Below are 22165 nucleotides of genomic sequence, written 5' to 3'. Positions count from 1 at the left end.
AACTCCTGGTGATTGCACGGGGTCTCACCACGCCCCGGGGATCAGCTCCCGCACCCGCACCGGCTGCCCCGTCTCGAAGCACCGGTTGGCGGCGATCCCCACACCCAGCGCCAGGGCACCGTCCCGTTCGGTGGCCGTCGGATGCCCCGCCGCACCGGCGTCCTCGCTCACGGGCCCCCCACCGGGATCCACGGGCCCGAAGAGCGCGTCGAGCATGCGCGGGTCTCCCCCGCCGTGCGCCTCGTGGTCGGTGACGAGCGGCACGTCGACCGGGGGCTGCCACAGCGGGCGCAGGGTCAGCCGAGCACCGCCCGCGTGGTCGGCCGCGGTGTCCCCGTGCAGCGCGCCGCTCGCCGAGCTGATCCTGGTCCGGGGTGCCTGCCAGCGGCTCTCCTCGACCTCAAGTTCCAGCCGGCCCGCGCTGCCGTTGAACATGACCCGGTAGCCCTCCCACGGGGAGTAGGCGGTGAGGTGGTACGTCATCGTCGCGCCCCGGGCGTGGCGGACCAGGAGCGCCATGTCGTCCTCGATGGTGACGGGCCCGTCGAAGACGTTGCGGTCGCGGAGGTAGCCGTCGTCCTGCTCCGCGTCGAGGTACAGGGCACGCAGGGTGTCGTCGGCCGCGAGGTCGAGGGCGAAGGGGTCGTCGGCGGCCGGGCCCGCCCCGTGGGCCCGGGTGTAGTCGCGGCGCAGGCCATGGCGTTCGCCCGCCGCGCGTCCGTAGAAGCCGAGCCGTCCGTAGCCGAAGACCTCCTGCGGCTCGTCGGCGAGCCACCAGTTGACCAGGTCGAAGTGGTGACTCGCCTTGTGGACCATCAGGCCGCCGCTGTGCCGCTTCTCGCGGTGCCAGCGGCGGAAGTAGTCCGCTCCGTGCCGGGTGTCGAGGAGCCATTCGAAGTGCACGGAGAGGATCTCGCCGATCGCGCCCTCGGCGAGCAGGACGCGGACAGTCTCGTGCACGGGGTTGAAGCGGTAGTTGAAGGCGACGGTGAGGGAGTTGCTGGTGGCCTTGACCGTGTCCAGGATGCGGGCGCAGCGGTCGGCGTCCACCGTCATCGGCTTTTCGGTGACCACCCGGCAACCGGCCTGGAGCGCGGGGACGATGTAGCGGTCATGTTCGGCGTCGACGGTGGTGACGACGACCTCGTCGATGCCCTCCTCGGTGAGCAGCTCGGCGAAGCGCTCGGGTTCCCACTGGGCGGCGGTGGGTTCGCCGGCCTCGGCGAGCAGGCGGTTGTGGAAGGCCATGCGGGTGGGGCTGGGATCGCACAGGGCGGCGACCCGGTGACCGGGGCGTGCGGCCAGCGCCCGGGTGAACAGCTGGGCGCGGTGGCCGGTGCCGACGACGGCTGCGCGCAGGTGGGGAGTTCGGCTCATGGAAAGCGCTTCCCCCGTCCGGTGATCCGCTAGTCCCCGCGCCTTCAGTGGCTTGTTCGCGTTCCTGTTCCGCGATCCACGGCACCTCACAGACAACCCACAGACGCCTCCCTCTCGTCCTAGGTGACGCGAGAGGCGCCCGGGACCGACGGGACGTCTGCGCACGGGGTTTCGAGGAGAGAACCATTGATCCATGCCCGGCGAATATGTGTGACCGCCGTGGCGGTGGTGGCGGCCCTGGCGGGCTCGCCCGGACTGGCACAGGCTCAACAACTGTCTCAGGCAAGGTCGTTGAGCACTACGGACGACAACAGACTTCCGCCGGGATGGCGGATCGACGGGGAGCACGGGGCGCGTGAGCTGGTCTGGCGCGCGCCGAAGTCCGTGCCCATGGGGGACGCACGCGTCGAGTTCCGCGCCGGGGACCGGCTGCTCGGTGTGCCGAAACCGGCGAAGGACGGGCGGACCTTCCGGCTCGCGCTCGACGAAGCCGGATCCACCGCACTGACCGACCTGCAAGTCACCGCCGCGGGACGCCGGTTGGACGCGGCGGCCGACCAGCCGCGCGAGTCCGACGCACCAGGGGTGCCGCTCCCCGCGCAGGCACCGGCGAACGGTGTCGATCCCGGGAAGCCCGGCTCGTACCGCACGGTCAGCGGCTCCTACGACCTCGCCCCCGTGCGCCTGCCGGGGTTCGCCACCCCGGTCGAGATGCGTGCCCAGGTGGTGGCGCCGAAGGGTGCCACCGGCAGCCGGCCGCTCGCGCTGTTCCTGCACGGCCGTCACGCGACCTGCTACAAGCCGGGCAGCGAGGACGACGTGACGATCGACTGGCCCTGCGCGGACGGCTACAAGCCGATCCCCAGCGACAAGGGCTATCTGCGCGACCAGAAACTCCTGGCCTCCCAGGGCTATGTGACCGTGTCGATCTCGGCCAACGGCATCAACGCCCAGGACTGGCAGCCCGAGGACGCCGGCGCGCAGGCGCGCTCCTCGCTGGTACGGCAGCACCTCGCCCGCTGGGCCGACTGGACCGCCCACCGCTCCACCGCCCCGGCCGTCGTACGCCAGGCACCGAAGGCCGACCTCTCGCGGGTCCTGCTCGTCGGCCACTCGCGCGGCGGCGAGGGCGTCAACCGGGCCGCCATGGACAGCCTCTACCCGCCACCCGCCGCCGAGGACGGTTACCGGGGGCCGGTGCGCTGGAAGGTACGCGGGACCGTGCTGGTCGGACCGACGATCTTCGGCCAGAATCCGGTCGCCGACGTGCCGTCCGTGACCCTGCTGCCGGGCTGCGACGGCGATGTCTCCGACCTTCAGGGCGAGGACTTCGTCGACGGCACCCGCGGTGTCAGCCGGGGCACCGCGCTGCACAGCGCGGTCTACGTGGTGGGCGCCAACCACAACTACTTCAACAGCGAGTGGACTCCGGGCACGGCCGAGGCCCCGGCCCAGGACGACTTCGGAACCGACCCGGAGCAGACCGACCCGGTGTGCACGCCGGGCGCCCCGACCCGGCTGACCGCCGCCCAGCAGCACAAGGCGGGTTCCACCTACATCGCCGCGGCGGCCCGGCTCTTCCTCGCCGGTGACGACCGGGTGCGTCCGCTGCTCGACGGTTCCGGCAGGCGGGCCCCGTCCGCCGATCCGGCGCGGGTGCTGACCCACGCGGTCGGCGGTCGGCGCATCGGTGGCTTCCTGCCGGACGCCGGCGCCAAGGTGACCGGCGCCCGGCGGTGTTCGGCGATCGATCCGAACCCGGCCGTGGCCTGTCTGGACCCGGAGACTCCCGGCTCGTCCCCGCACTTCGCGTGGTGGGAGACGGAGAAGGAGACCGGCCGCAGCGCGGTGGACCTGAAGTGGTCCGCACCGGGCACCGCCGCGCGCGTCACCCCCGCCAAGCCGGTCTCCCTGCACGGCTCCCAGAAGCTCGCACTGCGGGTCTTCGTACCACCGAACACGACCGGCACGAAGTTCGACGTGTCCGTCACCGACTCCGCCGACCGCCGGGTGACGCTGGGCCGGGCCACGGTGGCGGGCCTGCCGGGCTCCGCGAGGACCGCGTCCTACTGGGCTCAGGAGCTGCGGGTCCCGCTGACGGCGGCGACCCGGGCCGGGCTCGATCTCCGGCACGTCAAGTCCCTTGAGCTGACACCCCGTTCGCGGTCCGGGCGGGCCTGGCTGATGGACGCCTGGGGCTGGGCGCCCGGCACTCCCGCCGTCAAGGCGGCCGCACTGCCCCGCGTCGACGTGGGCCGCACGATCGTCAAGGAGGGCGACTCGGGCACCCGCACCTACCGCATCCCGGTCAGGATCTCCGGGCACGGCAGCGGCCAGGTCCGGGTGTACGTCCTCGAACCGGACAGCGGCCGGGCCCGGAGCAGGCTGGTGACCGTCCGGCCCGGCAGCCACGCGATCGACGTGCCGGTCGAGGTGAAGGGCGACACGGTCTACGGCGAGGACGTGCAGCACGACATCGCGGTCAAGGCCGTGCGGGGCACCGTCGTCGGGAAGCACCGGGGTGGGCTCACCGTCGAGAACGACGACCCCGAGCCGGTGATCACCCTGTCGCCGGTCGCGGACCGGGTGACCGAGGGAGAGACGCTGACCTGGCGGCTGTCCATCGACGCGCCCTCGGTGGTCGACATCTGGCAGCCGGTGCGGGTGCTTCCGGTCACCGAGGGCACCGAGATGTCCACCAAGGACGTGGACCCGCAGTGGCTCAAGGACTGGTCCGGTGACGTGCCCGACCCCGAGCGCCGGCTGTCCGACGCCAATCTGTGGGTGTGGCTGAACATCCCGCCCGGGAGCACCAGCGTGGACTTCATCACGCCGACCGTCCAGGACCAGGTGGCCGAGCCGACCGAGTCGATGCGTATCGCGCTGACCGACCGCAACGCCGAGCCGCTGCCCGACAGGCCGGCGCTGACCGGCACGGTGCTCGACCGGCCGTGAGTCCCCTCTCGCGCGGTTGAGCCTGTGGTGCGGGGCCCGGAAGACCGGGCCCCGCACGTCACAGGGTCACGCGGATCCCGACCGTGCCGTCCAGCCCCCGCCGCAGCCTGCTGCCGAGGAGGGTGAGCCGGCCGAGGACGCCGTATTTGCGGGCCAGGAGTTCTCGGTAGCGGGCGGTGGTCGCCGCGTCGCAGATCTCCGCCGTGGCCGGCATCTGGTCGCCGGTCGGATTGCCCCGCGCGTCGCAAGGGCCGACGAGGACGTCCGCGCGGGCCCGGATCCGCTTCACCTTCCACGCGTCGGCGGCCGACCACACGCCGAGCGCGTCCCCGTCACGGACCACCCACACCGGGGTGGCGACCGGCGTGCCGTTCTTGCGGAAGCTGGTGAGCAGCAGGTACTTGCCCGCGCCGAGCCGCTCCAGCGGCGTGTCGTCCATGACGGAAGTCTAGGCAATGGAGTCCGATCCGCGCGCAGGCGCGGGGCGGGTGCCTGGTCAGGGGGCATGTGTGGGTGCCTGATCAGGGGGGCATGAGGGGCGCCGACACCACCTCGCCTCCGTGTGATCGTCGGCTACGGCGTGCGGATGGCGTACGGCTGTGCCGGCGATCCCCGACCGTCTCGCGGCCCAGGCGCGCGGCGGGCTCGGCGACCGCGGGTGCAATGGGCCGGCGTAGTCGCCGACGTCCGGAGCCCGGCTGCACCTGGACCAGCCAACACCGCTGCTGACATGGCTGGTTGAGGCGCCTCGGGGCGATCCCGTCGTACCGGATCACCGGCTGTCGTGAACGCGCCCGGGCCGGGCCGCGTATGGAAGGAGGGCACTCAACGACCGGAGGGCCCTGCGGTGCCTGGCACCGCTTGTTCGGTTTCGGGAGCCATGCATGAGGCACGCACGACGACGGGTCGTCCGGCGAGTGACACGGCTGGCGGCAGTCGGCGGACTCCTCCTGGGAGGTGTGATGGTCACGCGAGCCGTCGCGAGCGAGCCTCCCGCGACCACCGCCGTGCCGCACACCTACGCCATGAAGGCAGGGCAGACGGGCGCGGATCTCGTGTCGCGGCTCGGCAGCTCCCGTACCGCCGGCACCTGGATCGGCGCCGACGGCAAGCCGGTCGTCGCGGTCACCGACGAGCAGGCGGCGGCCGCGGTACGCGCGGCGGGGGCCAGGGCGAAGAAGGTCGGGCACAGCATGGACGAGCTCAAGTCGGCGGCGAAGACGCTGCGTTCGGCGCCCCGGGTCGCCGGGACCGCCTGGTCCATGGACTACCGGACCAACGAGGTGGTCGTGCAGGGCGACAGCACCGTCTCGGCGTCCGACTGGGCCGCGATGACACAGGTCGCGGACGGTATCGGCGGCTTCGTCCGCATGGAGCGTACGGAGGGCACCTTCACTCCTCGCCTGAACGGCGCGCAGCCCATCCTGTCGACCGGCGGACGCTGTTCGGCCGGCTTCAACGTGACCAACGGCCAGAGCGACTTCATCCTCACGGCCGGGCACTGCGGTCCCACCGGGTCGGTCTGGTTCGCGGACACCGGGGGCACCAACCAGCTCGGCAGGACGGTCACCCAGAGCTTCCCGGGCAACGACTTCTCGCTGGTGCAGTATGCCAACGGGAAGGCGGGCGACGGCGCCGGGGTCGTGTTCATCGGCAACGGCAAGGGCGTGCAGATCACCGGCGCGGGCGATCCGTCCATCGGGCAGCGGGTGTTCCGCAGCGGCAGCACCAGCGGCCTGCGCGACGGCCAGGTGACGGGCGTCAACTCGACGGTGAACTACCCGGAGGGCACGGTCACCGGGCTGATCGAGACGAACGTGTGCGCCGAGCCCGGGGACAGCGGCGGTCCGATGTTCTCCGAGGGGATCGCGCTCGGCATCACCTCGGGCGGCAGCGGTGACTGCACCCAGGGCGGTACGACGTTCTTCCAGCCGGTGACGAAGGCGCTGAAGGAGCTCGGCATGCAGTTGATCGTGTCGAACCCGGCCGCCACCGCGGGCGGGGCCTCTCCCGCGCCGTCCGCCACCTCCGCGCAGGGCTCGATCGCTCCCGGCGCCGCCTCTCCCGGTTCCGCGGCTGCGGTGCAGGGGGCCGAGGGCACGCCCCTGCTGAGCCGGCTCACGGACACCCGGAACGTCGGGCCCGGTCTGCTGGTCGTCGGGGGAAGTCTGATCGCGCTGGTGGCGACGCGGTACATCCGCTCGGAACAGGACCGCAAGGCGTATCAGCGGTACTACTCGGCGACTTGGGGCTGAGTCCGACCTTCCTCATCCCAGGCTGAGCAGGACCGTCGCGACCCCGGCCGCCAGGAGGCCCACCACCTGTGTGCGGCCCAGCCGTTCGTGCAGCAGGGCGAGTCCGAGGATCACGGGCAGGGCCGGGTAGAGGGAGGCCAGGACGACGGCGACGGCCAGCAACTGCCGCTGCGCGGCGAGCAGATAGAGGATGAGCCCGAGGGCGGCGCCCGCTCCGACGAGCACCGCCTGAACGGCTCGTACGGGCGGCAGGCGCAGCCGCCGGGGATGCCGTGCCGCAGCGGGCAACAGCACGAGTACGGCGGCGGCCCGCCCCGCGGCCACCGGCCACAGCCCGCTGGAGGCACCGGCCTGGGCGAGGGTGATGTACTGGAGCGCGACACCGGCACTGGCCAAGAGCCCGTCGGGGACTCCGCCGCCGTCGTCGGTGCCGCCGCCGCAGACCATCCACAGCGCGGGCGCCGAGAGGGCGATCCCCAGCCAGGCCACGGCGGTCGGCCGGTCGCCGAGCGCCACCCCGCACACCACGGAGAGACCGACCGCGGCGACGGCGCTGACGGGCACGACGACGCTCATCGCGCCGCGGCTGAGGCCGCGGTTGAGGAAGTGCATGGCGGCACCGCTGCCGACGCCGGACAGGGCACCCCACAGGAGGTCGACAGGATGTACGGCGTCGGCGGGCAGGAGCAGCGCGGCGGTGGTCGCGAGCAGCAGGCCGCCGATCTGACCGAGGAGGGTGACGGCGGCGAAGTGGACGCGACGGGACAGCAGGCCGCCGGAGGTGGGGGCACCTCCCGGTTCGAGCGAAGCCGAGAACTGGGGGACGACGATGCCGTAGCAGACCGCTGAGGCCAGTGCGAGGAGAGGGCCCATCCCGTCAGGGGTGCCCAGGGACGGGGCGGTGATTCCCCGCGCGGTACGCGGGGGTCAGGCCGCCCGGACCGGCTGCGGAGCGGCGGCGGCCCACTCCAGGACGAGGCGCTGGTATTCCTCACGCTGCTCGCCGCTCAGTGTCCCGCCCGCCCGGCGCCACAGGGCCCGGATCTCCTCGTTGACCTCGTCGGCCGATCGATCGGTCACGGGTTCAACAGTGGTGGACATGGCGTGAAGCATACGGCTCCGGAAGTGAAGGCGTCGTGAGTAATCACATCAGAAACGGGCATAGCGGACCGTGTTACTGATCACGTCGCCCTGTCAAGGCGCCCGATGTCAAGAGGCGCGGCCAGATTCACACTTGGTGACCCGGTTCACACTTCGGCCACACCCAGGACCAGCACCTGGATCGCCAGTACGGCGGCTCCGCGGGCCCAGTCATGGAAGTCGGACACCCTGGTCTCCAGATCGATCGGGGCGGCCAGGGGATGGCGGTGGGAGCGGATCGTGTCCTCGACGGTCTTGCCTGCCACGTCCATGAGCCCGACACCCTCTCCGGCGAGCATGATCTTCTGCGGCATGGCGAAGTTGGCGATCTGGGCGACCAGGACACCGAGGGCGCGCCCGGCCTCGTCGATGACGCGGGCGGGCATGGGGTCGCCCGCCGCGGCGCGGGCGAGGATCTCCTCGTAGGTGTGGTCGCGGCCGGTGGCGGCCTGCACCTGGTAGCGGATGTTGGGGATGGTGAGCAGGGAGACGGCGCTGCCGCGGTTGCCGTCGGGCGTGAGGGGTCCGTTGGGGTCGATGATCCAGTGCCGTCCGAAGCCCCGGTCCTCCTCGGCGTAGGGGACGCGCCGGCCACCGAGGACCAGGCCGTAGCCGATGCCGGCGCCGATGGTGAGGACGACGAAGCGGTCGAGGCCGCGGCCGGCGCCGAACCAGGTCTCGGCCTCGACGAGGGCGGAGACGTCGTTCTCGACGACCACCGGCAACCCCGTGCGCTCCTCGACGAGTTCACCGAGGGGGACGTCCCGCCAGTGCAGGAAGGGGGACTCGCCGACCACGGCACGCTCCTGGACGAAGCCGCCGACGCCGATGCCGATTCCGGCGAGCCGCGGGTACGCGCGGGCCAGTTCGCTCGTCATCTCCGCGAGCAGGTCGGCCACTTCGGCGGGGTCGTGACTGACCAGGGAGCGGTCGTGGCGGGCGACGATCTCGCTCCTGAGGGTGGTGACGACGCCGTAGACCATGTCCTCGGTGATCTTGAAGCCGATGAAGGAGCGGGATTCGGCGACCACGTCGAGGGGCTGCGAGGGGCGCCCCTGGCGCCCCTCGGCCGGGGTGCCCGCCTCGGGGACCTCGATCAGCAGGCCCGACTCGATGAGCGGTTTGGTCAGGCGGGTGAGGCTGCCCGCGGAGAGGTCGAGGCGGCGGGCGAGTTCGGTGCGCGACAGCGGGCCGTGGACGAGCACCTCGATCGCCACCGAGCGCTCGCCGGCGCTCAGGGGTAGCCAGCTGGCGGCAACTGCGGTCATGAAGGTCAGACTCCCACATGATTTCTTTCACCATAAAAGCAACACGTCCAGACTAAGGCGCTACCGACGGCCCTGAAAAGATGTTCGCCGGGGTATTGACGCATGGATTCTTTCGCGACAAAAGTAAGTGGCCGAGGACGAGCCACCGAAGACGAGGGAGTCTCCCGATGACCATCGCCTCCAGCAGCCCTCCGTCACGACTGCCGCTCAGCGGCACCGAGGGGCCACGGACCGAACCGGGCACGCAGCGGAGCTCCGGCGGGTCGAACGGAGGCGACGGGCGCCTGGCCGCGGTGTTCATCGCCCCGGCCCTGGCGGGCTTCGTGGTCTTCCTGCTCTGGCCCACGCTGCGGGGCATCTACCTGAGCTTTACCCGCTTCAACCTGCTGACCCCGGCGGAGTGGGTGGGCCTCGCCAACTACGACCGGATGATCCACGACCCCATCTTCTGGGAGTCGCTGAAGGTCACCGTGGAGTACGTGGTCATCAACATCGGCGTCCAGACGGTGTCCGCCCTCGCCATCGCCGTGCTCCTGCAGCGCCTGACGCAGTCCCCGGTGCTGCGCGGCATCGTGCTCACGCCGTATCTGATGTCGAACGTCGTCGCGGGCCTGGTCTGGCTGTGGATCCTCGACAACCAGCTCGGCATCGGCAACGAGATCATCGCCGGGCTCGGCTTCGACCGGATCCCCTTCCTCGCGGACGAGACCTGGGCGATCCCGACGATCGCCCTGATCAATGTGTGGCGGCACGTCGGCTACACCGCGCTGCTGCTGTTCGCGGGGCTCATGGCCATCCCGAACGACATGTACGAGGCGGCGAAGGTGGACGGCGCGAGCGAGTGGCGGATGTTCTGGCGGATCACCATGCCGTTGCTGCGGCCGGTCCTGGCGGTCGTGCTGATCATGACGGTGATCGGTTCGTTCCAGGTGTTCGACACGGTCGCCGTGACCACCGCGGGCGGTCCGGCGAACGCCACCAACGTGCTCCAGTTCTACATCTACCAATCGGCCTTCGGCCGCTTCCAGTTCGGCTACGCGTCCGCGATGTCGGTGGCCCTCCTGGTCGTGCTGAGCGCGATCACCGTCCTGCAGTACCGGCTCACCCGGGCCGGCCAGACCGATCTCGGCTGACCCGGAAGGAGTCGACATGGCTGCCGTGACCACGACCACGACCACGACGACACGTGTACGGCCCACGGGGCGCCGCCCCCTCACTCCCGGCCGGGTCCTGGCCTGGACGGCGATGGGCGCGATCGTGCTCGTGACCCTGCTGCCGTTCTACTGGATCCTGCGCACCGCGCTGTCCACCAACTCCGGGCTCGCCGCCCACGCCTCCGACCCCCTGCCGGTGAATCCGACCGGCACCGGCTTCGCCCGTGCCCTGGGCCTGGAGTCCACGAAGGACGCGATCGCCCAGGGCGGCGCGGGCGGTGGGCTGAAGTTCTGGCGCTACCTGCTCAACTCGGTGATCGTGTCGACCCTGGTGACCGCCTGTCAGATCTTCTTCTCCGCGATGGCCGCGTACGCCTTCGCCCGGCTGCGCTGGCGGGGCCGTGACCAGGTGTTCGCGCTGTTCCTGGCCGGGCTGATGGTGCCGACCATCTTCACCCTGCTGCCCAACTTCGTGCTCATCAAGGAACTCGGCCTGATCGACAACCTGTTGGGCATCGCGCTGCCGACGATGTTCATGACGCCGTTCGCGGTGTTCTTCTTGCGGCAGTTCTTCATGAATGTGCCCCGCGAGGTCGAGGAGGCGGCCCTGCTGGACGGTGCCGGCAAGGTGCGGATCTTCTTCCGGGTGCTGCTGCCGATGGCGTCCGCGCCGGTCCTCACCCTCGCCGTGCTGACGTACATCACGTCCTGGAACGACTACTTCTGGCCGCTGATGGTGTCCTACAGCGACAGCTCACGCGTGCTGACCGTCGCGCTGGCCATCTTCCGGGCCCAGACCCCGCAGTCGGGTGTCGACTGGTCGGGTCTCATGGCGGCGACGCTCATCGCCGCGCTGCCGATGCTGGCGCTGTTCGGGTTCTTCGCGCGCCGCATCGTGTCCACCATCAGCTTCACCGGGATCAAGTGAGGGACTCCTGATGCGACTTCGTACGCTGACCGCACTGGCCGGCGCACTGGCTCTCTGTCTGACGGGGTGTGCGCGGAGCGGCTCCGCCGGGTCCTCCTCGCACACGGTGACGTACTGGCTGTGGGACTCCAACCAGCAGCCCGCCTACCAGGCCTGCGCCAAGGACTTCGAGAAGCAGAACCCCGGACTGCACGTGAAGATCACCCAGTTGGGCTGGGACGACTACTGGACCAAGCTCACCGCGAGCTTCATCGCGGGCACCGAGCCGGACGTGTTCACCGACCACATCCAGAAGTTCGGCCAGTTCGCCGACCTCAAGGTCCTCGAACCCCTCGACGACCTGGGCATCGACGACTCCGCCTACCAGCCCGGTCTTGCGGCCAACTGGATGGGCCAGGACGGTCACCGCTACGGCGCTCCCAAGGACTGGGACACCGTCGCCCTCTTCTACAACGAGAAGCTGACCGACACGGCCGGGCTCACGGCGGCCCAGCTGAACGATCTCGCCTGGAACCCGAAGGACGGCGGCACCTTCGAGAAGGCCGTCGCCCACCTCACCGTCGACAAGAACGGCAAGCGGGGCGACGAACCGGGCTTCGACAAGAACAACGTCAAGGTGTACGGCCTCGCCACCAACGGCGGCGGGGACGGCGACGGCCAGACCCAGTGGAGCACCTTCACCGCCTCCGCCGGCTGGAGCTACACCAACAAGAGGCGGTGGGGCACGAAGTACCGGTACGACAGTCCCGCCTTCCAGTCCGCCGTCAAGTGGTACTTCGGTCTGGCGAAGAAGGGCTACATGGCGCCCTTCACCGACTACAACTCCCAGTCCAACCAGGCCAACACCCAGGTCGCTGCGGGCAAGGCGGCGACCGCCTTCGACGGGGCCTGGATGATCTCGACGTACGCCGGGTTCAAGGGCCACGACATGCGCACCGCGGTCACCCCCGAAGGCCCCACCGGCAAGCGCGCCACCATGATGAACGGCCTCGCCGACTCCATCAGCAAGAACGCCCGCAACAAGGACGGCGCCCGCAAGTGGGTGACGTACCTGTCCTCGGACGAGTGCCAGAGGACGGTGGGCAGCTACGGCATCGTCTTCCCCGCCACACCTGACGGCACCGCGGCCGCCGTGGCCGCCTACAAGAAGAAGGGGATCGACGTCACGGCCTTCACGAAGCCGGTCGCCGACAAGAAGGACTTCACGACCTTCTCCTACCCCATCACCAACTACGCCGCGGACGTGTTCGCGTTGATGCATCCCGCCATGCAGGACATCTTCGGCAACGGCAGGTCCGTGACCAGCCTCGACCAGACCAACGACCAGATCAACCTGATCCTCTCGCAGTGATCCCGCGACCAGTGAAGGACACACCCCGCATGACGTTCTCCCTCGGCATCGTCGGCGCCGGCCAGTTCTCCGGCCAGTTCGCCACGCTGTTCCAGGCCCACCCCGGTGTCGGCGACGTCTACGTCACCGATCTGCTGCCCGAACGGGCCGAGCAACTCGCCTCGGCGCAGGGCCTGGCCGGCACCTTCCCCACCTACGAGGCCATGCTGGAGTCGAAGGAGGTCGACGCGGTCGCGATCTTCACCCAGCGCTGGACGCACGGCCCCCTGGTGCTCCAGGGCCTGAACGCCTGCAAGCATGTGTACTCCGCGGTCCCCATGGCCATCACCACCGAGGAGATAGCGGCCATCATCGACGCGGTCCGGGCGACCGGGCTGACGTACATGATGGGCGAGACGAGCCAGTACAACCCGGCGACTGTGCACGCCCGCAACCAGATCGCCGAGGGCGCCTTCGGGCGGCTCTTCTACGCCGAGGGCGACTACGTCCACGACATGGACCTCGGGTTCTACGAGGCGTACCAGTACAGCGGCGGCGAGAAGTGGAAGGAGACCGCCAGCTATCCCCCGCTGCTCTACCCCACGCACTCGGTCGGTGGGGTGCTCGGCGCCTGGCAGACGCACGCGGTGAGCGTGTCGGCGATCGGCGTGGTCGACGACCGCGGAGACGGCGTGTTCGACAAGGAGGTCAGCCAGTTCGGCAACGACTTCTCCAACGCGACCGCGCTGTTCGAGGTGACGGGCGGCGGGTCGTTCCGTACGAACGAGTTCCGGCGGGTGGGCTACCCCTCCCACATCCGGGAGTCGCGTTTCCGGTTCTTCGGGACCGAGGCGAGCATGGAGCAGCTCGCGACGGTCGCCCTCTGGCAGGACAAGAAGGGCGTGCAGGACATCAGTGAGCTGCTGGAGCCCAAGCCCACCATGGCTCCTGACGACCCGTCACTCCAGCACATCGCGCCGGACCTGCGGGCCGCTTTCACGTCCGGGTCGGCGCCCGTACACGACCGGGCGCGCCTGCCGCGGGAGTTCGACCACCTGCACAACGGCCACGAGGGCAGCCACCACTTCCTGGTGGACGACTTCGTGACCGCGGTGAACACCCGCACCCTGCCGTCGGTGAACGCCTGGGTGGCGGCCCGCTACACCCTGCCGGGCATCGTCGCGCACGACTCCGCGCGGCAGGGCGGGGCAAGGCTGGAGATCCCGGACTTCGGGGACGCGCCTGACGCGTGACCGTGCGCTCGCGCCGGGCGCCTGGTGTCTCAGGTGCCCGGCTTGCGGCCGTACACGAAGACGTCGTCGCCCTTCTTCAGCAGCGACCAGTACTTCTTGGCGTCCTTGGGGGTCATGTTGGTGCAGCCGTGCGAGCCCGGCGGGTTCCACATGCTGAGGTTCACCGAGTGGAAGGCCTGGCCGCCGTCGAAGAACTGGCTGTAGGGCATCGGCACGTTGTAGATGTTCGACACGTGGTCGATGTCGCGCCAGTAGATCTTCTTCAGGCCGGTGCGGGTCTCGTAACCGTCGCGGCCGGTGCGGACCGGGACGGGGCCGTAGACGAGCCGGTCGCCGTCCTGGATCCAGCTCAGCTGGAGGGTGAGGTTCACGCAGGCGATGCGGCCCTTGTTCGTCGGGCACTTGCCGTCCCGGTTGGGGTTCGAGCCGACGGCCTTCTGCTTGTTCATCAGGTCCATCACACCCCAGGTGACGGACCCCGCGTAGCCGATGTTCGGTGAGATGCCGTGCTTGGTCTGGAAGGCCTTGATCGCCTGGCAGTCGGCGGCGGACTGCCTGCCGTCGACCGGTCGGCCCAAAAACTTCTCCACCTTCTTCTGGTACGGCCCCGCCTGCGTGGTGCAGCTCGCCGCCTGCGCGGGCGCGGCGCCCAGCGCGATGGTCAGCGGTGCGACGAGTCCGGTGATGCCGAGTGCGATGGCACCCCGTCTGCGTATGTCCCCCATGGCCCTGTCCCCTTCATAGGTCCTGCGATCTCTTACCTCTAGACAGGTCGTCGAGCCACTTCGTTGTACCCCGGGGCGTGCTGGGACGGAACGGTGACAAATCTCATGACGAAGACCCCCGGCCGGGATGGACCGCCGTGTGGAAGCCGGTGTTGACCGCGGTGAGGCCTCCGTCGACGACCAGTGTCGTGCCGGTGATCCACGCCGCGTCCGAGGAGGCCAGGAAGGCGACCGCGGCGGCGATGTCCTCGGGTTCACCGACCCGGCCGAGAGGATACAGCCCCTGCAGCTCGGTGAGCTCGCTCTCGCGCCCTTCCCAGGCGGAGGTGCGGACCGTGCCCGGGACGACCAGGTTGACGCGCACCCCGCGGGCGGCCGCGTGCCCGGCGAGGGTACGGGTCAGTGAGCCGAGTCCCGCCTTGGCGGCGCTGTAGGCGTGGTTGCCGAAGTCCTGGAGGCCGTTGACGGAGCCGATGTTGACGATCGCACCGCGCCCCGAGGCGACCAGGTGCGGGAGCGCGGCCCGCGAGCAGCGGTACGGCCCGCCGAGGGTGACGTCCAGGTCACGCGCCCACTCGTCGTCCGAGTCGTCCTCGAAGAGCGGGGTCTCCGGGGTACACCGGGCGGCGCAGTTGACCAGGACGTCGAGCGAGCCGAACGCGTCGACGGCATGGACGACCGCTGCCTCCACCGCCGTACGGTCCGCCACGTCGCACTCCGCCGCCCGGGCGGTGAGACCCTGGTCACGCAGGCGAGCGGCGGTGTTCTCGACCACCGGCCCGTCGCGGTCGGCCAGCACGACCCGTGCCCCCTCCTCGGCGAGCCGGCGGGCCGCCGCCGCGCCGATTCCGCGGGCGGCGCCCGTGACCAGAGCCGCGTATCCCTCGAAGCGCTTGGTGTGGGTCATGGGCCGAAGATAGCCCGTCGGTGATCAACGGGGCAGATACCGTGCGTGCATGTCCGCGTTCATACAGCAACTCCCCGCGCTCATCGGTGTCGTCATCGGCGCACTGGGTTCGTATGCGGCGGTCGTGCGCAGCGACCGCGCGCGCTTTCACCGTGAAAGGGCGGCCCGTTGGGAGGAGCGGCGGCCGGCCGTGTACTCCGACTACGCGCGGACGCTGAAAAAGACCATCACGCTGGCGTGCCGGGTGGCGTCCCACTTCGGCAACGACCCCCATCCGCATCCGCTCTCCCCGGAGGAGGCCGCCCCGCTGCTGGCGGAGTCCACGCTCGCCCGGGACCCGGACGGGGAGGCGCTGCTTCTGCTGGGGAGCCCCCAGGTGGTGGAGAAGGCGCGGGTCTGGGTCACGGTGGTGCTGGAGATGGAGCAGTTCCTGCGTGACGGGACGCGCGATCCGGCGGGGTGGCGGGCGCTGCTCGAGCGGCATCGTCACCGGCGGGACGGCTACTACGCCGCCGTACGCGACGACCTGGCACTGCCACCGGGCCTGGCGGTGCGGTGGCAGCTGCCGCCGGTGCACCCCTCCTGATCTAGCGGTAACCCGTCACGTCCGCCGGCTTGCCCGCGTCCTGGACCTCGACCATGTACCGCCAGGCGTCGGGGCGGCTGCCGTCGACGTCCGTGAAGCCGTAGGTCCGGGCGAGCGAGCCGCTGTCGAGGGACGTGCCGTTCCAGCGGGCCACGTCGGGGTCGGCGGCCAGCGCGGCGACGGCGCGGCCCACATAGCGCGGGGTCTCGGAGATGGCGAAGTGGGGGACGCGGTCGAGGGCGTCGCGCCAGTTGTCCTCCCGCACCCCGAAGTGGTCGAGCATCATCTCCGAGCGCAGCCAGCCCGGGGTCAGGGCGACGGCGGTGGCGCCGCGCGGACCGAGTTCGTGGCCGAGGGAGAACGCCATGCGCAGGACGGACGTCTTGGCGAGGTCGTAGAAGAAGGAGACGCGGTAGTTCTCGCGGTTGTAGGCGTCGGTTCCGTCGGTCATCTCGACGACCAGGCCGCCGGGCCGGCGCAGCAGCAGGGGCAGGGCGTGGTGGCTGGTGATCGCGTGCGTCTCGACCGCGAGCCGGAGCAGGCGCAGGCCGTTGTCGAGGTCGTGCTCCCACACCGGGCTGTCCCATGCGAAGAGGTGTTCACCGCCCCAGATGTCGTTCACGAGGACGTCGAGGCGGCCCTGCTCGCCGGCGATCCGGTCGACGAGTGAGCGGACCTGCGCGGGGTCCAGGTGGTCGGTGGGTACGGCGATGCCCTGGCCGCCGGCGGCGGTGACGAGGTCGGCGGTGTCCTCGACGGTCTCGGGGCGGTCGTACTCGGAGCGGCGGGCCCGGGTGCTGCGTCCGGTGACGTACACGGTGGCGCCCGCCGCCCCGAGCTCCACGGCGATCCCGCGCCCGGCTCCCCGGGTCGCCCCGGCGACCAGCGCGACCTTGCCCTGCAGCGGCTGTGACATGTCCGACCTCCCGTTGTGCCCGATGTCTCTTCGAGCATGACCGGGAAGCCGGACAACCTCTGTCGTGATTTACGGGCGGGTCACCCGATCGGCGTCAGTGGCCGCGGTCGATCCATTCCTGCAGGTGCGGCGCCTCGGCGCCGATCGTGGTCGGGTCGCCGTGGCCGGTGAGGACCTTCGTCTCGGGCGGCAGGGCCAGCAGGCGGTCGCGGATCGAGTCGATGATCGTCGGGAAGTGGGAGTAGGAGCGTCCGGTGGCGCCCGGGCCGCCCTGGAAGAGGGTGTCGCCGGTGAAGACGGTGCCGAGGCCGGGATCGTAGAGGCATACGGCGCCCGGCGCGTGGCCGGGGGTGTGCAGCACCCTGAGGTCGGCGCCCGCGGCCTCGATGACCAGGCCGTCGCGCAGATGGGCGTCGGGGTCGCGGTCGGGGTGGGTCTGCTTCCACAGCGGCAGGTCGTCGGGATGCAGCCAGATCGTGGCGCCGGTGCGGTCGGCGAGGGCGGGTGCGGCGTCGATGTGGTCGTTGTGGGCGTGGGTGCAGACGATCGCGGTCAGCCTGCGGTCCCCCACCGCCTCCACGATGGCGTCGGCGTCGTGGGCGGCGTCGATGACGATCGCCTCGTGGTCGTCGCCGACGATCCAGACGTTGTTGTCGACGTCCCAGGTGCCGCCGTCGAGGCTGAACTGCCCGGAGGTGACGAGGCGTTCGATGCGGACGGACATCAGAGCACCACCACCGAACGCAGGACGTCGCCGTGGTGCATGCGCTCGAACGCCTTCTCCACCTCGTCGAGTTGGATGGTCTCGGTCACGAACGCCTCCAGGTCCAGGCGGCCCTGCAGATGCAGGTCGATCAGCATGGGGAAGTCGCGGGAGGGCAGACAGTCGCCGTACCAGGACGACTTGAGCGACCCGCCACGCCCGAAGACGTCCAGGAGCGGCAGCTCCAGCTTCATCTCGGGGGTGGGCACGCCGACGAGGACGACCGTGCCGGCGAGGTCACGGGCGTAGAAGGCCTGCTTGTACGTCTCGGGGCGGCCGACCGCCTCGATGACGACGTCGGCGCCGAAACCGCCGGTCAGCTCACGGATCGCCTCGACCGGATCTGCGTCTTTCGAGTTGACGGTGTGGGTCGCGCCCATCGTGCGGGCCTTCTCCAGCTTCCGGTCGTCGATGTCCACGGCGATGATCTTCGCCGCGCCCGCGAGGTTCGAGCCGGCGATCGCCGCGTCACCGACGCCGCCGCAGCCGATGACGGCTACGGTGTCGCCCCGGCCGACGTTGCCCGTGTTGATCGCGGCGCCGATACCGGCCATCACGCCACAGCCCAGGAGCCCCGCGACGGCGGCCGAGACCGAGGGGTCGACCTTGGTGCACTGTCCGGCGGCGACCAGCGTCTTCTCGGCGAAGGCACCGATGCCGAGGGCGGGCGAGAGTGCGGTGCCTCCCCCAGACTTCGTCCGGGAGGTGCTCCCAGTGAGGGTCATCTTCTGCTTCGCGTTGTGGGTGTTGAAGCAGTACCAGGGTCGCCCGCGCAGACAGGCACGGCAATTGCCGCACACGGCACGCCAGTTGAGGATTACGAAGTCGCCGGGCGCGACATCGGTCACCCCCTCGCCGACCGACTCCACCACGCCGGCGGCCTCGTGGCCGAGCAGGAAGGGGAAGTCGTCGTTGATCCCGCCCTGCTTGTAGTGCAGGTCGGTGTGACAGACCCCGCAGGCCTGCACCTGGACGACGGCTTCTCCCGGCCCCGGATCGGGCACCACGATCGTCTCCACCCGCACCGGCTCGTCCTTGCCGGGTGCGATCACTCCGCGTACCTCCTGCGCCATGGTCCTGACCCTTTCCGTCGCCCGGTGCACGTCCCTTTGACCCTACGCGCGACTGATCGGTAACGGCACGGCAGACCGGGAACCGCCGGCCCCGTCCGCGCGGCGCCGCCCCGAGGCTCTCTGTTCGCGGCGGTGACCTCCCCCTGCGGCCACCGGCGGGGCGGTGTCCGGGCAGCCGCCGTCCGACCCTCGGGATCGCTCAGCCACTGCTGCAGCCCCGTCTCGGTCATCTTGATCACGCCCGTCCCGGTCGCAACCTGGTCCGCGCCGCGCGGGAACGCGGACGTAGCCTGAAGGCTCTGCACGCCGTCGGGCCCGAAGGAGCACCGTGAGCAGCACCGAGACGGAGACCGGTCTTCCCACCTGGCGGCTGCTCCTCGGGTACGTACGGCCGCACCGGTGGACCCTGCTCGCTGGTGCCGTGCTGTCACTGCTGACGGGCGCCACGGGTCTGCTGCTGCCGCTGGTGGCACGGGAGTTGATCGACGACCTGTCCCACGACCGCACGATCACCGGCGCGTTGCTCGTCATGTCGGTGCTGGTGGTCGGCAACGCGGCGGTGGGGGCGCTGGGTTCGTATGTGCTGCGGCGCACCGCGGAGTCGGTGGTGCTGGGTGCGCGGCGGGCACTGTCGTCGTATCTGCTCCGCCTGCGCATCGCGGCCGTGGACCGTACCGAACCCGGCGACCTGATGGCCCGCATCACCTCGGACACCACTCTGCTGCGCGAGGTCACCACCGACTCGCTCGTGGGCCTGGGGACCGGTGGGCTCACGCTGGTGGCGACCGTGGTGATGATGGGCCTGGTCGACCCGGTACTGCTGGGTGTCACGCTGGCGGTCATCCTGGTGGCGGGCACCGTCCTCGGTGTGATCGTGCCGCGCATCAACCGGGCGAGCCGACAGGCCCAGGACGCCGTCGGCGTGATGGGTGCCGCACTGGAACGCATCCTCGGCGCGCTGCGCACGGTCAAGGCGTCCGGCGCCGAGCACCGGGAGGAGCGGACGCTGCACGCGGCGGCCGAGGAGTCGTGGCGGCAGAGCGTGCGGGCCGCCAAGTGGTCGGCGGCCGCGGGCAATACGGCGGGGCTGGCGATGCAGATCGCGTTCATCACGGTGCTCGCGGTGGGCGGCGCGCGGGTCGCGACCGGTGCCATCGAGGTCGGCACGCTGGTCGCGTTCCTGCTGTACGTGTTCTATCTGATGTCGCCGATCCAGCAGGTCGTCGGGGCGATCACGCAGTACCAGACGGGAGCCGCGGCGCTCGCCCGGATCCAGGAGGCGCTGCGACTGCCCGCCGAATCGGCCGCGCTGCCCGCGCCGTTGCCGACCGACGGGGCCGCGCCGGCTTCCGTCGCCTTCACGGACGTCCGGTTCCGGTATGCCGACGATCTGCCGTACGTCCATCACGGGGTGACGTTCGAGGTGCCCGCGCGGGGCATGACGGCGTTCGTCGGGCCGTCGGGCGCGGGCAAGACGACGGTGTTCTCGTTGATCGAGCGGTTCTACGACCCCGAGGCCGGGGTCGTCACCCTGGACGGCCGGGACCTCGCGGAGTGGGATCTGCCTCAACTCCGGTCCGCGATCGGGTACGTGGAGCAGGACGCGCCCGTCCTGTCGGGATCGCTGCGGGAGAATCTGCTGCTCGGGAATCCGGACGCGGACGAGGACGCGGTGGCGCGGGTGCTGAAGACGACCCGGCTCGACGGTCTGGTGGCCAAGCTGCCCAGTGGGCTGGAGACGCTGGTCGGGCACCGGGGTACCAAGCTGTCGGGTGGGGAGCGGCAACGGGTGGCGATCGCACGGGCCTTGCTGCGGCGGCCTCGGCTGCTGCTGTTGGACGAGGCCACGTCCCAGCTGGACGCGGTGAACGAGGCGGCCCTGCGGGACACGGTGGCGGATGTGGCGCGTACGACCACGGTGCTGGTCGTCGCGCACCGGTTGTCCACGGTGACGATGGCCGACCGGATCGTGGTCATGGACGCGGGGCGGGTCCGCGCGGTGGGGACGCATCGGGAACTGGTCGCCGGGGACCCCTTGTACGGCGAACTCGCGGCGACGCAGTTCCTTTCCACGGCGGGGTGAGCGGACATGCGTCGAGGGCCGCCCGGAGATCCGGGCGGCCCTCGTCTGCGTGCGGGAGGGTCAGTGGACGGCCGGCACCAGCCCGGTGACGGGGGCGACGAGACCGGTGACCTGGCCCAGCTGGTTCAGGTCGTTGAGCTGGTTGAGGCCCGCCAGCTGCCGGGAGACCGACGGGATCTCGTCCTTGTGCTCCGCGGGGATGCTGCTCGCCGCGAGCGAGTCGATCACGGCGACCGGGTTGAGCCCGCCGCCCGGGGCGGCCACGTCGGCCGCGTTCGCGAGGGGGGCGGTGAGGCCGGTGACGCCGACGGCGAGACCGACGGCGGCAACGATACGTCGAGTTGAGATCATGCTTTCAGCAACGGGGGCGGGCCCCTCACGGACACGGCCGACTCGTGCCCCTCACCCGTCAGGCGGAGCGCCCGCCCTGCGCTTGCCGTGGCCGCCGGAGCGGAGGAGTCTCGAAGAAACAGGGCCTGCGCGGTCCGCTCCTCGTCGGGCCGGGCCCTCGAAGGAGGTCACCATGGGCACCGCGGCAAGCTCGGGCTTCGACACCGACACCCTGCGCCGGGGCATCGAAGGCCACACCCCCGAGACGCTTCTGTCTCTCTACACGGACGACGCGGAGATACGCCTCGTCAACCGGAACGCCACACCCAGCCACCCCAAGGTCCTGCACGGCCGTGACGAGATCGGCGCGATGCTGAGCGACGTCTACAGCCGCGACATGACTCACAAACTGGAAGGGTGCGTGGTCCAGGGCGATCGCGCGGCCTACAGCGAGTCCTGCCAGTACGCGGACGGGATGCGCGTCCTGTCCGAGTCGATGGTCACCCTGCGCGACGGCAGGATCTCCGAGCAGATCATCGTCGAGGCGTGGGACGAGTAGGAACCCGAACCGAGGGGGCCTGTCAGGTCACGGCTGTGACCTGGGCCTTCTCGGTCCGTCCAGGGCGGACTCGGCGGTCACGACCAGTTTCCGCAGCAGGTCGGCGAGCGTGCGCCGCTCCGCCGGGGTGAGGGCGGCGAGCAGCGCGAGCTCGCCCGCCTCCTCCGAGAGGACCTGCTGTTCGAACGCGGCATGCCCGGCCTCGGTGAGCCGGACCCGCACCCGTCGCCGGTCGTCGTCCTCGTGCGTCCGGACGACCAGCCCGGCCTCCTCCAGCGGCGCCAGCCGGGCCGACAGGGCTCCCCGGGTCAGTCCGAGGTGGTCGGCGAGGAGCGAGGGGCTCCCGGTGTACGGCGGCCCGAGCCGGCGCAGGGTGAGCAGCACCTTGTACTGCCAGTTCCGCAGTCCGTCGCCGTCGAGGGTGTCTCGGCGGGCCTGGGACGCGTACCGGGCCAGGATCGCCAGCCGCGCGAAGATCGCCTCCTTGACCGGGTCCATCCAGCCCAGCTCCTTCGCCCACACCTCGACGTGCCGGTCGACCGAGTCCCGCATTACCCGCCCCC

Annotated in this window: 21 protein-coding genes; 9 read left to right on the top strand and 12 right to left on the bottom strand. The window is 70.7% G+C overall.

Features of this window, described 5'->3' with window-relative positions:
• Positions 1-24: 24 nt before the first annotated feature.
• Positions 25-1377, bottom strand: a complete 1353-nt coding sequence (locus tag ACIRP7_RS07040; RefSeq protein WP_403654859.1) for a Gfo/Idh/MocA family protein — start codon at positions 1375-1377, stop codon at positions 25-27.
• Positions 1378-1587: 210 nt separating this feature from the next.
• On the opposite strand from ACIRP7_RS07040, the gene ACIRP7_RS07035 reads away from it, so the two are divergent.
• Positions 1588-4332, top strand: coding sequence for an alpha/beta hydrolase family protein (locus ACIRP7_RS07035; RefSeq protein ID WP_403654857.1), 2745 nt, complete (start codon positions 1588-1590; stop codon positions 4330-4332).
• A gap of 58 nt (positions 4333-4390) precedes the next feature.
• Here ACIRP7_RS07035 and ACIRP7_RS07030 read toward each other — a convergent pair whose 3' ends face one another.
• On the bottom strand, positions 4391-4771 hold the full coding sequence (locus tag ACIRP7_RS07030; RefSeq protein ID WP_403654855.1) for a PPOX class F420-dependent oxidoreductase: 381 nt from the start codon (positions 4769-4771) through the stop codon (positions 4391-4393).
• A 445-nt stretch (positions 4772-5216) separates the two neighbouring features.
• Between ACIRP7_RS07030 and ACIRP7_RS07025 the strand changes: the two genes are divergently transcribed.
• Complete coding sequence (locus ACIRP7_RS07025; RefSeq protein ID WP_403654854.1) at positions 5217-6587, top strand: S1 family peptidase; 1371 nt, start codon at positions 5217-5219, stop codon at positions 6585-6587.
• Between the two features lie 12 nt (positions 6588-6599).
• On the opposite strand, the gene ACIRP7_RS07020 is transcribed toward ACIRP7_RS07025, so the two are convergent.
• The 3 genes from ACIRP7_RS07020 to ACIRP7_RS07010 form a co-directional block, all read right to left on the bottom strand.
• Positions 6600-7460, bottom strand: coding sequence for an EamA family transporter (locus tag ACIRP7_RS07020; protein WP_403654853.1), 861 nt, complete (start codon positions 7458-7460; stop codon positions 6600-6602).
• Between the two features lie 54 nt (positions 7461-7514).
• On the bottom strand, positions 7515-7700 hold the full coding sequence (locus tag ACIRP7_RS07015) for a hypothetical protein (protein ID WP_403654851.1): 186 nt from the start codon (positions 7698-7700) through the stop codon (positions 7515-7517).
• A 134-nt stretch (positions 7701-7834) separates the two neighbouring features.
• Positions 7835-8995 carry an ROK family protein gene (locus ACIRP7_RS07010; protein WP_403654849.1) on the bottom strand — a complete coding sequence of 387 codons (1161 nt, stop codon included), beginning with the start codon at positions 8993-8995 and terminating at the stop codon, positions 7835-7837.
• 167 nt (positions 8996-9162) lie between these two features.
• Here ACIRP7_RS07010 and ACIRP7_RS07005 point away from each other — a divergent pair, with 167 nt between their 5' ends.
• From ACIRP7_RS07005 to ACIRP7_RS06990, 4 genes are read left to right on the top strand one after another with little or no spacing between them, the layout of a single operon-like run.
• Positions 9163-10128, top strand: a complete 966-nt coding sequence (locus tag ACIRP7_RS07005; protein ID WP_403654847.1) for a carbohydrate ABC transporter permease — start codon at positions 9163-9165, stop codon at positions 10126-10128.
• Between the two features lie 16 nt (positions 10129-10144).
• The gene (locus ACIRP7_RS07000; RefSeq protein ID WP_403654845.1) at positions 10145-11077 is read left to right on the top strand and encodes a carbohydrate ABC transporter permease; all 933 of its coding nucleotides are present in this window, start codon (positions 10145-10147) and stop codon (positions 11075-11077) included.
• 10 nt (positions 11078-11087) lie between these two features.
• Positions 11088-12428, top strand: a complete 1341-nt coding sequence (locus ACIRP7_RS06995; protein ID WP_403654843.1) for an ABC transporter substrate-binding protein — start codon at positions 11088-11090, stop codon at positions 12426-12428.
• Between the two features lie 29 nt (positions 12429-12457).
• Positions 12458-13660, top strand: coding sequence for a Gfo/Idh/MocA family protein (locus tag ACIRP7_RS06990; RefSeq protein WP_403654841.1), 1203 nt, complete (start codon positions 12458-12460; stop codon positions 13658-13660).
• A gap of 29 nt (positions 13661-13689) precedes the next feature.
• On the opposite strand, the gene ACIRP7_RS06985 is transcribed toward ACIRP7_RS06990, so the two are convergent.
• Together ACIRP7_RS06985 and ACIRP7_RS06980 are read right to left on the bottom strand one after the other, a co-directional pair.
• On the bottom strand, positions 13690-14385 hold the full coding sequence (locus ACIRP7_RS06985; RefSeq protein WP_403654839.1) for a L,D-transpeptidase family protein: 696 nt from the start codon (positions 14383-14385) through the stop codon (positions 13690-13692).
• Between the two features lie 103 nt (positions 14386-14488).
• The gene (locus ACIRP7_RS06980) at positions 14489-15292 is read right to left on the bottom strand and encodes an SDR family NAD(P)-dependent oxidoreductase (RefSeq protein ID WP_403654837.1); all 804 of its coding nucleotides are present in this window, start codon (positions 15290-15292) and stop codon (positions 14489-14491) included.
• A 49-nt stretch (positions 15293-15341) separates the two neighbouring features.
• Between ACIRP7_RS06980 and ACIRP7_RS06975 the strand changes: the two genes are divergently transcribed.
• Positions 15342-15878, top strand: a complete 537-nt coding sequence (locus tag ACIRP7_RS06975; protein WP_403654835.1) for a hypothetical protein — start codon at positions 15342-15344, stop codon at positions 15876-15878.
• Position 15879: 1 nt separating this feature from the next.
• On the opposite strand, the gene ACIRP7_RS06970 is transcribed toward ACIRP7_RS06975, so the two are convergent.
• The 3 genes from ACIRP7_RS06970 to ACIRP7_RS06960 form a co-directional block, all read right to left on the bottom strand.
• Positions 15880-16794: an SDR family oxidoreductase gene (locus ACIRP7_RS06970; RefSeq protein WP_403654833.1), complete on the bottom strand. Its 915-nt coding sequence runs from the start codon at positions 16792-16794 to the stop codon at positions 15880-15882.
• Between the two features lie 94 nt (positions 16795-16888).
• Complete coding sequence (locus ACIRP7_RS06965; protein WP_403654831.1) at positions 16889-17518, bottom strand: MBL fold metallo-hydrolase; 630 nt, start codon at positions 17516-17518, stop codon at positions 16889-16891.
• Positions 17518-18630 (bottom strand): S-(hydroxymethyl)mycothiol dehydrogenase, encoded by a 1113-nt coding sequence (locus tag ACIRP7_RS06960; protein WP_403654829.1) that lies wholly within the window; start codon positions 18628-18630, stop codon positions 17518-17520. Before ACIRP7_RS06960 ends, ACIRP7_RS06965 begins: the two co-directional genes overlap by 1 nt.
• 328 nt (positions 18631-18958) lie before the next feature.
• Here ACIRP7_RS06960 and ACIRP7_RS06955 point away from each other — a divergent pair, with 328 nt between their 5' ends.
• Entirely contained in the window at positions 18959-20713 is a 1755-nt protein-coding gene (locus ACIRP7_RS06955; protein WP_403654827.1) for an ABC transporter ATP-binding protein, read from the top strand.
• Between the two features lie 60 nt (positions 20714-20773).
• Here ACIRP7_RS06955 and ACIRP7_RS06950 read toward each other — a convergent pair whose 3' ends face one another.
• Positions 20774-21064, bottom strand: a complete 291-nt coding sequence (locus ACIRP7_RS06950; RefSeq protein ID WP_403654825.1) for a hypothetical protein — start codon at positions 21062-21064, stop codon at positions 20774-20776.
• Between the two features lie 172 nt (positions 21065-21236).
• Between ACIRP7_RS06950 and ACIRP7_RS06945 the strand changes: the two genes are divergently transcribed.
• Positions 21237-21602: a nuclear transport factor 2 family protein gene (locus ACIRP7_RS06945; protein ID WP_403654823.1), complete on the top strand. Its 366-nt coding sequence runs from the start codon at positions 21237-21239 to the stop codon at positions 21600-21602.
• A 27-nt stretch (positions 21603-21629) separates the two neighbouring features.
• Here the strand turns inward: ACIRP7_RS06945 and ACIRP7_RS06940 are convergent, their stop codons facing one another.
• Positions 21630-22154, bottom strand: a complete 525-nt coding sequence (locus ACIRP7_RS06940; RefSeq protein WP_403654821.1) for a MarR family winged helix-turn-helix transcriptional regulator — start codon at positions 22152-22154, stop codon at positions 21630-21632.
• Positions 22155-22165 lie beyond the last annotated feature (11 nt).

The organism is Streptomyces sp. NPDC102270 (assembly GCF_044766405.1).
Lineage (GTDB): Bacteria > Actinomycetota > Actinomycetes > Streptomycetales > Streptomycetaceae > Streptomyces.
Note: the sequence above shows the minus strand (reverse complement) of the source record. Positions and strands in the feature narration are given on the sequence as shown.